The following is a 12,652-nucleotide window of genomic DNA, read 5'->3' as shown; positions in this document are numbered from 1 at the left end:
AATCCATCAATCTCAGGTAACAGTAATTGTGATACCCTCACTCTCATTACCTAATCTATCCACAGCAGACACTGCATAATTTCCTGTAGGAACAGTTGCAAATGTAGTACCAGCAGATAAAATTCTTTGAATTGTCCAATTATTTTCATTTTGACGGTAAAGTGTCCAAGAACGCACAGGTTGATTATCTCCTGGTTGCCAGTTTAATTTACCATTTTCGTATTTAATTTCTTTGGGGGGAGGTGGAGGTGTTTGACTTTGCCAGGACATAGTAGGAATGATGGCAGGAAGGGGATAATAGCTTTGTTTAAATTGGTCAGCAATTCCTTGACGATTATCTTTAATAGAAGACATACTAAAAAAGATATTACCCAAAGAAAAGTTAGTAGCTAAATTACGGGAAATGATAATTTGTTTACCAATTTCTGTATTTTTCCAAGCTTTTCCATCTAGTCTAGAAATATTATTTCCAGCGTAAATATGTCTCTGCTTAGTGTTGATTTGAGTCCACCATTTCAATAAGGTTTCATAACCTTGTTGGGTTTGATCTGTGCGCCAATAAAGTTGGGGTGCTAGATAATCTATCCAACCTTGTTGTAACCATTTTTTGGCATCTGCATACAGAACATTATAGGCATCTAAACCAACAATTCCAGGCGGTTGTCCAGGGCGATAAATACCAAAGGGACTAATGCCAAATTTTACATAAGATTTGGTCTTTCTAATTCCTTCAGATAAGCGCAATACCATTTGATCAACGTTTTCTCTACGCCAATCTTCTAAGTTTAATTTACCACCATTTGCTTTATAAGCTGCATATGTTTTATTGTCAGGAAAATCTTTACCAGATATGGGATAGGGGTAAAAATAATCATCTAGATGAATACCATCTATGTCATACCTTTTGACAACATCAATGATGACATTGTAAGCTTGGTCTTGAACTATTTTTGCTCCGGGATCCATCCATAATTGATTACCCCATTGATAAACAACTTCGGGATTAGTAATTGCTAGATGGGGACGGACATTAAAACCACTTTTGGTAGTAGTTTTGGCGCGGTAAGGATTGAACCAAGCATGAACTTCAATATTACGTTTATGACATTCGGAAATAGCAAATTCTAAAGGATCATAAAATGGTGATGGTGCTTGACCTTGAGTTCCCGTAATCCAAGCACTCCAAGGTTCTAATTCAGAAGCATATAAAGCGTCACCTTCTGGTCTTACTTGTAGTATTAAAGCGTTGAAATTTAAAAACTGTAATTGTTTAATAATTGCTAACAGTTCGTTTTTTTGTTGTTCAACACTTAACCCTGATTTGGAAGGCCAATCACTATTCCAAACTGTGGTAATCCAAGCACCTCTAAATTCACGTTTATGACTAACTTTGACAGTATTTGCTGTGGGTGTATTGGGATTTACACTCACAACATCAGGAGGTACAACCAAATAATTAGAAGGGATTTTTTCAGCTTTATTTTGATATACTAAAGCCTGGTATACCATCACTGCCACATCTGCACGGGTAGCAGCTATTTTTGGGTTAAATAATTTAGTATTGGGATAACTAGCTACCCAACCAAGACGAGTGGCGATCGCAACTTGATTAACAGCATAATTAGGAATAGCTGCCCTATCTTGATAAACTTGCGATAAATTACCCGCTAAATCAGGTTTAACTTGGTTAGCAATGCCCAAACCATTAATCATCGCTACCAAGACATCACCCCTAGAAATTCTGTCGTTGGGACGAAAAGTTTTATCAGGATAACCAACTATAAAACCTGTTTCATAAGCCTTTTTAATGGCATTTTTTGCCCAGTGATTATCAGGAACATCTTTAAACGGAACATATTCCCGCTGCACAGGTGTAGTTAGAACAGCACCGATAATAGCTGCAAACTCCGCACGGGTGACGGAATTATCAGGACGGAAAGTACCATTAGGATAACCATTTAAAATGCGACGTTGGGCTAAAGCTTGGATAAATAAACGGGCCCAATGATTTTGGATATCGGGAAAATTAGGAGTAGATACCATTGTTGATTGTAAGTAGATTAACATCCACTGTTAATGTAACAAATCAACCTCCAGATCCCCGACTTCTTATTTGAGATTAACAATAAATTATTATTTAATATCATAATTTGGGTATCTAATCATTCCAGAAAGGCTTATGATTGAGGGTTGTAATCATAAATTTTGTTAAATATGCAAACTAATCAAAATCTATCTTTACCGACAATGGGATGCGGGACATGGGCTTGGGGAAATCAACTTCTCTGGGGATACAATCAAAGCATGGATGACCAATTACAACAGGTATTTAACCTCTGTGTAAATAACGGTGTCACCCTCTTTGATACGGGAGATTCCTATGGAACAGGTAAATTAAATGGCCGCAGTGAATCATTATTAGGAAAATTTAATAAAGAATATCAAGGCATCAATCAAAACAATATTTGTATAGCTACAAAATTAGCCGCTTATCCTTGGCGATGGACAAGAAAATCAATTATTTCTGCCTGTAATGCTTCGGCTCAAAGATTAGGAAAAAATGTGGATTTGGTGCAAATGCACTGGTCAACTGCTAATTATGCACCTTGGCAAGAAGTTGGTTTATTAGATGGTTTAGGAGATTTATATGCACAGGGTTTAGTGAAAGGTGTAGGTTTATCAAATTACGGTACAAAAAGATTATTGTGGGTGCATAAAAGATTTCAGGAAAGAGGAATTCCCATTAAAACTTTACAGGTACAATATTCACTTTTATCAACCTATCCTGTCACAGAGTTAGGTTTAAAAGATGTATGTGATGATTTAGGGATTAAATTAATTGCTTATAGTCCTTTAGCATTGGGTTTATTAACAGGTAAGTTTGAAAAAAATGGTAAATTTCCCGAAGGTGTGAGAGGGTTTTTATTTAAACAGATATTACCAGGAATTCAGGGAGTTTTAGGAACTTTAAAAGAAATAGCACAGCAGAGAAATAAAACTATGTCTCAAGTTGCTATTAATTGGTGTATTTGTAAAGGTGCAATTCCCATTCCTGGGGCGAAGAATTTGCAACAAGCACAGCAGAATATCGGGGCTTTGGGTTGGTCTTTGAGTGATGGGGAGGTGACAGAATTAGATAATGCTGCGGCTAATTCGGAGAAGAAGATGGTGCAGAATATTTTTCAGACGAGGTGATTAAATTTTTTATTCATCTTGGGGTTGAATTAATTATTGGCTGAGATTATTTAATAATCTTTGGTGTCTTGCTGGGGAAATTTTGCTTCAGGATTATATTCTTTTATTGATGATAATGTATATTCTGGTTCATTTTCTGCATAACATTGATTTAGGTTCTGTAAAGAAAGATTTACCCATTCTTCTGTATCAAATTCCGCCAACCCACGAAAAGATTCTACTATTTCTAAACATTCTTTAAGATCATCACCTACCCATCTTCCAGCATGACGAAGAATAGATTTTCCTGTTCCTGGACGATGAGGAGGTTTAGACTGTTTTTGTTTAATTGTTCGGACAAGATTTAGTATTTCGATAAGTTCTGTTTCTGACATTGAATTTATTTCTTGTATTAGTAATTCTTTGGTATCCATAATTGTGATATTCTTATTTTATAAATATGATACATTATACATAAGTTTAACAACATGAATCATCACAGTAAATTACTATGATCAAAAATAAACCTGTTGCTATTGATTTATTTGCTGGTGCTGGAGGTTTTGGGTTAGGCTTTGAGATGGCAGGATTTTCTGTTCCTCTATCTGTGGAAATAGATTCTTGGGCTTGTGATACTCTGCTTTATAATCATCCCAAAATGACAGTGATTCAAAATGATATTCGTAATTTCACTACTTTAAGTATTGTTAAGGAAATCTGTATTTACAAGCCAGATATAATTATTGGTGGTCCTCCATGTCAAGGTTTCAGTATTGCTGGACCAGCCAAGAAAGATCCTAATGATCCTAGAAATACTTTATTTATTAACTTTGCTCAATGGATAAGTTTCCTTGAACCTACAGGATTTGTTATGGAGAATGTTAAGGGTTTACTATCACGAAAAAATAGTGAGGGTGTAAAGGTCATAGATATTATTAAGAAAACTTTTGAGGAAATAGGATATTTTGTAGAAGTATGGTTACTAAATTCTGCTGAATATGGTGTCCCACAAGTGAGGGAGCGTGTATTTATTGTTGGAAATAAATTAGGTAAAAAATTAGGGATACCCCAAAAAACACATTCGTTAGATTTATTAAATGATAGTATATTGCAATTATCTCTGGAAGAAATAAATCTAGCTCCTGCTCTTAATTTATGGGATGCAATATCAGATTTACCTATACTGAATGCACGAGAAGGTGAAGAAGAGCAACCCTATACATTAGAACATCAAAATCAATATCAGAAATGGTGTAGAAATAGTAGTAACATACTTTATAATCATGTTGCAATGGAACATTCTAAACGATTAGTAGAACGTTTCAAGCAAATTAATTGGGGTGAATCTAGTTCAGATGTTCCAAAAGAATATGGTGCTAAACGGCGTAATGGAAATGGTAAATTATCTGATAAAATCTATGACCAAAATAACAGACGTTTAAATCCCCATAAACCAGCACATACTATAGCGGCTTCTTTTTATGCAAATTTTATCCATCCTTTTCAGCACCGTAATTTGACTGCTCGTGAAGGTGCGCGTGTTCAATCTTTCCCTGATACTTATCGTTTTTTAGGAAAGAAAACAGTTGTATCTCATAAGTTATTACAAAGAGAAAATAGATTAAATGAAAAGTTTCTTTGCCAGTACAATCAGATAGGTAATGCTGTACCACCACTTCTTGCTAAAGCCATTGCAACTCATCTTCAAAAAAAATTAGAGTTATGTCCAAAACTGATAGAAACCCTTTAGTTCATGGTTCAAATCTCGAACAAAAGGAAAATCACCGCAAAAAATATAGAGATGTTGAAAGTAGAAAATTTCTCCAAGAAATTAGAACTGAGTATGATAAATGGCGTTTAGCAAATGTTGAATTAGTAGGACCAACATCAATACCTACAGAGAATGATGATGAAATTATTGTTCAAAGAGTAGAACTTTTATCATCATATAAGGATTTTTTAGATCAAAAACATTACGCTGAAAAGTTTGACTCTCGCTCAAATCTTCACTCTAGTGTTTTGGAAGAATTTCTTTATTATTTATTCCGAGATTTAGCAAAGGATTTTGGAGAAAATGCTCTCATTGGAAAATCCCATACTTTCAAAGATATTTTCTTTGTGCCTCCAAAATATTCTGAAATGTTAAAACGTCCGTATGCTCGTATTGAGAAGAAGGATCATGATTTTGTAATTGGTGCAACTATTGAAGCATCATTTGAAGCAGTTATGCAACCAGAAGAAAATCCTAGTGAAATACTGACAATTGTTAAAGAAGAACCTGAAAATTACTCAGAAGTTACAGTTACAGGTAATACGGAAACTCATATTTTTGATATTCCAGTTATTGTCATTGAATGTAAAACCTATCTTGATAAAACTATGTTGGAAAGTTCATCAAGAGCCGCAGAAGATTTAAAAGCCAGAAATCCAAATAGTTTGTATATTGTGATGATGGAATGGATAAAGTTAACAAGTGATGTCAATCTTAGGAAGTATAAGATTGATCAGATTTATGTACTACGTCAGCAGAAAAATACTGACCGAGAGTTTAGATATGAGGAAAATTATTTTAAAAGTCCAATTAATTCAACAGTAGTTCAACATCTATTCTATAAAATTAGGAATCATTTAACAATGGATTGGGCTGGTGGAATTGAATATGGAATAAAACGTGGTTGGTTAATTGAAGAATAGTTATTTTTTATTCACTTTTAACAGATATTCACCATTATATTAGTAATATGGCTGATACTATCCTAGCAAAAAACAATTTATCCGTTCATTCTAAATATCAACCCCAAACCCAAGATACAAACATACAAGCTGATATTTATTTATTTCAAAGATTACGAAACCTCACATTAAAACAACGCTTAGAAATGTTTATCTCCCATGACAGAGGAGTTAAAAAACTATGTCTTGTAGGAATTAAATCACGACATAAAAATTTCACTATCCAGGAAATTAGAAATAAATTTAATCGCGCTGTCTTAGGAGAAAAATATACTCCTGATTTTCAACCAACAAGTATTAATGAAAATATGTGGATTCAAGATTCAATTTCTTTAGCAGGTGAACTACATCAAACATTTGAATCAATTAATATTTCTTACTATGTAAGTGGTGGAGTTGCAAGTTCTATTCACGGAGAACCACGTTCTACTCGTGATTTGGATTTGGTGATAGAAATTAACCAAAATAAAATAGATTTATTAGTAAAGACTTTAGAATCATCTGGATATTATTGTCCAGCAGGTGCAGTAGAAGATTTGCAAAGTGGATATGGTAATATGTTGAATATTACCCATACAGAAACTATTGCTAATGCAGATATTTACATAACAGATAATTCTCCTTTCTCTATTTCACAAATGCAGAGGAGAGTGTTAGTAGATGTGGAGGGAATACCTGATTTTTGGATAGCTTCAGCAGAAGATATAATTTTGCAGAAACTACGATGGGGAAAGGGTAGTAAATCAGAAAAACAATGGCGTGATGTTTTGGGGATAGTGAAGTTACAAGGAGAAAATTTAGATTATGATTATTTAGCAGAATGGGTTGAATATTTAGATTTAATCGCTGAATTTATAGAAGTATTAAACCAAGCGGGGATGTAAAAATTATTGAGTCGGTTAAAACCGACTTCCGCTATGAGACTGGGAATTCATTCCCAGGCGGAGTGCTAAACGAGAATGGCGATATCACCCCCTTCCCTGTTTAAGATTACCTATCTTCTTACTTTGCGTCTACTCTTCGAGATCGCGTTCCGCGATTGCGCCTTTGCGTGAGATAAACCTTCCCCTCTTCCTTCGTTCCTTTCCCTCCTCTGTAGTTCATTACCTTAAAAATAGGAAAATAACAAAAACCACGAAAAACCTAAACCATGAACTTCCGCGAAGAATTTAAACTCCTCCTCCGCGCCCGCTACCCCCTCATATACATCCCCACCTACGAAGAAGAACGGGTAGAAGCTGCCATCCGCGAAGAAGCCACCAACCAAGGCAACCGCCCCGTTTATACCTGGGATTTTGTGGACGGATATCAAGGCAACCCCAACGATGTCGGCTTTGGTAAACGCAACCCCCTACAAGCTTTAGAATTCATTGAAAAATTAACACCTTCTGCCCCAGCAGTGTTAATTCTCAGAGATTACCACCGTTTTTTAGAAGATGTAGCCATTTCTCGCAAACTGCGTAATTTAGCCCGATTGCTGAAATCTCAACCGAAAAATATTGTTCTACTATCCCCACGCATTGCGATTCCCGACGACTTAACCGAAATATTAACAGTGGTGGAATTTCCCTTACCCGCAGCACCGGAAATCAAAACTGAGATAGAACGGTTATTACAAGCCACTGGTAACTCCCCTTCTGGAAAATTCCTCGATGACTTGGTGCGTTCCTGTCAAGGTTTGTCAATGGAACGGATACGCCGGGTTTTAGCTAGGGCTTTAGCATCCCACGGAGAATTACAACCAGAGGATGTGGATTTAGTTTTGGAGGAAAAACGTCAAACCATCCGCCAAACCCAAATCCTGGACTTTTACCCCGCCACTGAGCAAATATCTGATATTGGGGGATTAGATAACCTCAAAGATTGGTTAATTCGTCGGGGTGGTTCATTTACCGAACGAGCGCGACAGTATGGATTACCGCACCCCCGTGGTTTAATGTTGGTGGGGATTCAGGGAACTGGTAAGTCTTTAACGGCTAAGGCGATCGCCCATCATTGGCATTTACCCTTACTGCGCTTAGATGTTGGCCGTTTATTTGGTGGTTTAGTCGGTGAATCAGAATCCCGCACCCGGCAAATGATCCAAGTCGCTGAAGCCCTTGCACCATGCGTTTTGTGGATTGATGAAATTGACAAAGCCTTTTCTGGGTTAGGTAGTAAAGGTGACGCAGGAACAACTAGCCGAGTTTTTGGTACATTTATTACTTGGTTAGCTGAAAAAACCTCCCCCGTGTTTGTGGTAGCCACCGCTAACGACATTCAAGCCTTACCCCCAGAAATGTTGCGAAAAGGGCGATTTGATGAAATTTTCTTTGTCGGTTTACCCAGTCAAGAAGAAAGAAAAGCCATTTTTACAGTCCATTTATCCCGCTTGCGTCCCCATAATCTGAAAAGTTATGACATGGATAGATTAGCCTACGAAACTCCTGATTTTTCCGGTGCAGAGATTGAACAGACGTTAATAGAAGCCATGCACATTGGTTTTAGTCAAAATCGTGATTTTTCCACCGATGATATTTTAGAAGCGGCTAGTCAAATCATCCCTTTAGCACGAACAGCGGTAGAACAGATCCAAAAACTACAAGAATGGGCAGCTGCGGGGAGAGCGCGTTTGGCTTCTAAACACAGTTCTTTAAGTGATCGTATCCAGCGCCAGATGTAATAATATTCAGGAGTCAGGAGGGGCGAACGGCCGTTCGCCCGTACAGGAGTTAGGAGTTAAAAATTTTTAATTTCCCTGTTCCCTGTTCCCTTGTTCTACTAATGACTAATGACTAATAACTAATGACTAAAAGATATGAAAATAATTTCTGGTTTACTTAAACTTATACTTGGTTTTGTTCTGGCGATCGCCGTCTTATTAGGCAGCGGATTAACAGTAGCACTCTATTTTGTCAATCGTACCGCTGTACCACCTGAAAAACCATTGTTTGCTAATGATAATCCCCCACCCAAACCCAAATCTGAACAACCAAAAGCGACACCAGCTAAAAGTACATCCACATCTAAACCTAAACCAACTCCCAAAGCTACACCCACAGAAAAACCAAAAACATTACCACCAGGCGCTTACAAAGCTACTATCACCTGGCCTCAAGGTTTGAGTATCCGAGATAAACCCGGATTAGATGCTAGTAGTATTGGTGGAGTTGCTGCTAATAAAACAGTCATTATTTTAGAAGAAAGTCAAGATAAAAATTGGCAAAAAATCCGCGTTGAAGATACAGAACAAGAAGGTTGGGTCAAAGCAGGTAATACTAAAAAAGTGGAAGAATGAACACGAAGTATGGAGCTTGATTCAGCAAACCCTATTTAGATAGATAACGATAAATTTGAACCTTGCTGAGTTTTATTTACTTCTATTCGTGCTTGAAATGCTTCTTTTAAATGGGGAATATGGGTAACAGTGAGGATACAAGCAAAGTCAGCCGCAATCGCATTAATAGAAGCAATTAGGCGATCGCATCCTTCGTTATCCTGTGTACCAAATCCTTCATCAATAATCAATAATTGTAATGCAGCACCAGCCCGTTGAGCTAACAATTTCGCTAATGCTAACCGAATTGCAAAGTTAATTCTAAACGCTTCTCCTCCAGAATAGGTTTCATAAGCTCTTGTACCCCTCGCATCAGCAATTAAAATATCTAATGTATCAATTAACTTAGTTTTTTTCTTACTTGATCTTCCGCTTCTTCCAGCTTTTTGAGTCACAAATTGGACGTGCAGTTGATTTGCACTCAAGCGTGAAAGTAGTTGATTTGTCTCAGCTTCCAGTTGAGGTAAGACATTTTCAATCATTAAAGCTTGGATACCATTTTTACCAAATGCTTGCGCTAATTCCTGATAAACTCGCTGTTGTTGTTGACAATATTTTAATTGTTCCTGTTCTTGCTCACACTGAGTTTGCAATAATTCTAATTGATGTACCCTTTGTTCTAACCTACCAAAATGAGCTATTTTTTGATCTAATTCTTGTCTTCTAATTGCTATTTGTTGTTCTAAATTATTAATTTGTTCCGTGGGGTTAGCTGTCGCTTTTAACTGTTCAACAATATCATCAATTTGAATGGTTAGTTTTTGCTGTTCTACTAATCTACTTTTTTCAGAAGTGATTAAATCTGCTAACCTATTTTGAATTTGTGGATATTGTTCCTTTGCAGACAATAATTGTTGATAACGTAATTGCCAAGATTGGGATTCTCGCACAGCTTGACGTAATTTATTATGAACTTCAGAACTATAATTTAATTCGGCAATTTCTCTAGTTAAAGCTTCTATTTGTTTAGCTGTATCCGAATTAGTTTGCTCTAATTCAATTCCCGCTTTCAATTCCTCAATCTTCCCTTGTAATTCCGGTTTCTTACTAGCTAATTGTGCTTGTTTTTTCTTTGCATCTTTAATTTTAGCCTGTTGAATTTCTGCCCAGCGCCAACGTTCTACTTCACTTCTAGCTAAAGCGTGATCTTTCTCATTATAATTTAACTGCTGCAAATATTCATCTAATTGCTGGAGTTCTGCTTGTTTTTCGGGGTCAAAATTTCCCTGTAAAGAACGCTCTAAATGTTGTTTTTCTACTTCAATTTGTTTTAATTGTTCTTGTACATCAGTAGTAGCTTGTAACTGTGCTGCTAATTGTCCTCGTTTTTCTCTGAGTTCATCATAACCAGATAATTGCTGGTTTATCTCTCGATATTCCTGTCTGAGTACCTGAATTTCTCTGTCAGAAACTGCCATTTGTTCTCGTAACACCCAAAATAGTCCTTGGGTTTCCTCATACTCCGTTTGGGTTTTCTGTATAACTGTACTCCAGTGATGCTCATCTAAAGGACGCTCACACAAGGGACATAAAGCATCTGGGTTTTGCAGCATCTGTAACTTTTGTTCTAGCTCTGCCAGTAATTTTTCGTATTCCCGTTTTTGAGCTTGCAACCGTTCTATAAAATGTCTGCGTTCCTGTCCTTTTTCCTGTACACGTTGCAAATAAACCTTTTTTTTCTCTAATTCTTCAATTTTCACTCCCACATCCATCACCGCTTGTTGTAGCTGTGGACGATGACGGTGTTGGGTTTGGAGTTTGGTTTCTGTGGCTTGTAATTGCTCCAGTCGTGCCACTAGACTAGCATGGGTGCGATCTATTTGACTTTTTAAATCTGCTCGTTGCTGTAACAAAGGACTGACTTGCATTTGCAACTGATCCAAATTATTTAGATGCTCACGAGCAGCAGCTAACTGAGATAAAGCAGTTTCTACATCTGAAGACTTGGTGAGGATTTGTTCTAATTCTTGCTCTTGTTGTTCTAAAGCTTTTAACTCAGCTTCTGTTTGTTGTAGTTGACGTTCAATGGATTGGATTTGTTTGACCAGTTGCTGTTGTTGCTGTTGTCGGAAACTGGTAGCGCGGGTGTGTTGTTCAAATTTAGTCGAAAAAGCTTCTTCTTGAGATTGCAGACTTTGATATTCTGTATATCCGGTATTAATTTCTGCTTCTTGATTGAGAATATCTGCTAAATTTGTGAGTTGAGATTGAATAGATAACTTTTCTTGTTGTAAGCGATCGCAATCTTGGCTCAAATTTTGATATTGTTGTCTGGTAAAGTTTAATTGTTGTTCCCAATTTTGGCGTTGATGTTGAACAACCTGCAAACTTTGTAATTGAATTTTATCAACAGCTTCCTGTTGTTGAATTTTATTTATTTGTACTTCCAACTGTGATAATTCAGCTTTTGTAGCTGTCTTTTCTTGCAGTTGAGTTTTAACATTTTCCAGAGAACGTGATAATTCTTCTATTCTACCTTTATACTGTTTAGAATTATCCTTGGCTTTTTCCTCTAACTGATCATATTGATTGAGTTTTAACAACTCTGCTAAAATTTCCTTCCGCTCCGTCGGACGTTTGAGCATAAATTCATCTGCTCGTCCTTGACGTAGGTAAGCAGAATTAATAAAAGTATCATAATCCAGTTTAATATGTTGTAAAATTATATCCTGAGTAGCTCGCATTCCCTTAGCAGTCAGAGGACGAAAACCAGCAGGAGTTTCTATTTGAAATTCTAAAACACTCGTTCCACCCCTAACACGGTTACGAATTACCCGATAAGTTTGTTGGTTATTGAGAAAAGTAAAATCAACCCTGACTTCCGGCGCTCCAGAATAGATGACATCATCTTCAATCGTAGCGCGACTTTCCCCCCAAATAGCCCAAGTAATAGCTTCCAAAAGAGAAGATTTACCAGCACCATTAGAACCACAAATACAAGCCGTATGCAAGCCGGCAAAATCTAAAGCTGCATCACGGTAACTAAGAAAGTTTTTTAAGATAAGTTGGACTGGAATCATCTAGGCTATATTGCCTTTTCTAAAATTTTTATACTTAACAGTACAGATGCACTTTTTGATAGTTTAGCTGTCTATTTATCAGGTTTCTAGTCTTGAAGAGATGATTTTTACAAAAATTTACATTTCTTTTGTTCTCACGCAAAGACGCAAAGACGCAAAGGAAAGAAGAGCTAATTTTTTATGCTTTTTTATTATCAAGGTTTTGGTGCGTTACGCTACCACTAACGCACCCTACATATCTACGTATCTTGGTTACAAATTCAAACCTTCAAATTCTATTCATTATCATTGTTGTTGAATTTATCCCGTAACCACTGAATAATCAAAAATAAAACACCATCAGCAGATTTTTCAATCACCCAAGTCAATAAAGCAGTTAATAAAATAATTGATAGAGTTTCCATTCTTT

Annotated in this window: 9 protein-coding genes and 1 pseudogene; 6 read left to right on the top strand and 4 right to left on the bottom strand. The window is 36.6% G+C overall.

What is annotated here, in order from left to right; translation table 11 throughout:
- Positions 1 to 12 precede the first annotated feature (12 nt).
- Complete coding sequence (locus tag WJM97_RS19935; RefSeq protein WP_353930500.1) at positions 13 to 2,043, bottom strand: family 10 glycosylhydrolase; 2,031 nt, start codon at positions 2,041 to 2,043, stop codon at positions 13 to 15.
- A 171-nt stretch (positions 2,044 to 2,214) separates the two neighbouring features.
- Here WJM97_RS19935 and WJM97_RS19930 point away from each other — a divergent pair, with 171 nt between their 5' ends.
- Positions 2,215 to 3,195 (top strand): aldo/keto reductase, encoded by a 981-nt coding sequence (locus tag WJM97_RS19930; protein ID WP_353930499.1) that lies wholly within the window; start codon positions 2,215 to 2,217, stop codon positions 3,193 to 3,195.
- A 191-nt stretch (positions 3,196 to 3,386) separates the two neighbouring features.
- Here WJM97_RS19930 and WJM97_RS19925 read toward each other — a convergent pair.
- Positions 3,387 to 3,608, bottom strand: a pseudogene (locus tag WJM97_RS19925) (hypothetical protein); the annotation flags it as partial.
- A 77-nt stretch (positions 3,609 to 3,685) separates the two neighbouring features.
- Here WJM97_RS19925 and WJM97_RS19920 point away from each other — a divergent pair.
- From WJM97_RS19920 to WJM97_RS19900, 5 genes are all read left to right on the top strand, one after another.
- Complete coding sequence (locus WJM97_RS19920; protein ID WP_353930498.1) at positions 3,686 to 4,924, top strand: DNA cytosine methyltransferase; 1,239 nt, start codon at positions 3,686 to 3,688, stop codon at positions 4,922 to 4,924.
- A complete protein-coding gene (locus WJM97_RS19915) occupies positions 4,897 to 5,868 on the top strand; it encodes a Bpu10I family restriction endonuclease (RefSeq protein ID WP_353930497.1) in 972 nt (323 codons plus the stop codon). The genes WJM97_RS19920 and WJM97_RS19915 overlap by 28 nt, the downstream gene beginning before the upstream one ends.
- A gap of 47 nt (positions 5,869 to 5,915) precedes the next feature.
- Positions 5,916 to 6,791: a hypothetical protein gene (locus WJM97_RS19910; protein ID WP_353930496.1), complete on the top strand. Its 876-nt coding sequence runs from the start codon at positions 5,916 to 5,918 to the stop codon at positions 6,789 to 6,791.
- A 266-nt stretch (positions 6,792 to 7,057) separates the two neighbouring features.
- Complete coding sequence (locus WJM97_RS19905) at positions 7,058 to 8,569, top strand: AAA family ATPase (protein WP_353930495.1); 1,512 nt, start codon at positions 7,058 to 7,060, stop codon at positions 8,567 to 8,569.
- A gap of 141 nt (positions 8,570 to 8,710) precedes the next feature.
- Positions 8,711 to 9,184: an SH3 domain-containing protein gene (locus WJM97_RS19900; RefSeq protein WP_353933229.1), complete on the top strand. Its 474-nt coding sequence runs from the start codon at positions 8,711 to 8,713 to the stop codon at positions 9,182 to 9,184.
- A 35-nt stretch (positions 9,185 to 9,219) separates the two neighbouring features.
- Here WJM97_RS19900 and sbcC read toward each other — a convergent pair whose 3' ends face one another.
- Positions 9,220 to 12,243 carry an exonuclease subunit SbcC gene (gene sbcC, locus WJM97_RS19895; RefSeq protein WP_353930494.1) on the bottom strand — a complete coding sequence of 1,008 codons (3,024 nt, stop codon included), beginning with the start codon at positions 12,241 to 12,243 and terminating at the stop codon, positions 9,220 to 9,222.
- Positions 12,244 to 12,518: 275 nt separating this feature from the next.
- Complete coding sequence (locus WJM97_RS19890) at positions 12,519 to 12,647, bottom strand: hypothetical protein (protein ID WP_353930493.1); 129 nt, start codon at positions 12,645 to 12,647, stop codon at positions 12,519 to 12,521.
- Positions 12,648 to 12,652: the final 5 nt, after the last annotated feature.

Source organism: Okeanomitos corallinicola TIOX110 (genome assembly GCF_038050375.1).
Taxonomy (GTDB): Bacteria; Cyanobacteriota; Cyanobacteriia; order Cyanobacteriales; family Nostocaceae; genus Okeanomitos; species Okeanomitos corallinicola.
This window is presented reverse-complemented; position numbering and strand designations above follow the sequence as displayed.

Coding starts and splice junctions, on each gene's coding strand:
- WJM97_RS19920 (WP_353930498.1), top strand. CDS start 3,686: ATGATCAAAAATAAACCTGTTGCTATTGATTTATTTGCTGGTGCTGGA.
- WJM97_RS19930 (WP_353930499.1), top strand. CDS start 2,215: ATGCAAACTAATCAAAATCTATCTTTACCGACAATGGGATGCGGGACA.
- WJM97_RS19915 (WP_353930497.1), top strand. CDS start 4,897: ATGTCCAAAACTGATAGAAACCCTTTAGTTCATGGTTCAAATCTCGAA.
- WJM97_RS19905 (WP_353930495.1), top strand. CDS start 7,058: ATGAACTTCCGCGAAGAATTTAAACTCCTCCTCCGCGCCCGCTACCCC.
- sbcC (WP_353930494.1), bottom strand. CDS start 12,243: ATGATTCCAGTCCAACTTATCTTAAAAAACTTTCTTAGTTACCGTGAT.
- WJM97_RS19890 (WP_353930493.1), bottom strand. CDS start 12,647: ATGGAAACTCTATCAATTATTTTATTAACTGCTTTATTGACTTGGGTG.
- WJM97_RS19910 (WP_353930496.1), top strand. CDS start 5,916: ATGGCTGATACTATCCTAGCAAAAAACAATTTATCCGTTCATTCTAAA.
- WJM97_RS19935 (WP_353930500.1), bottom strand. CDS start 2,043: ATGGTATCTACTCCTAATTTTCCCGATATCCAAAATCATTGGGCCCGT.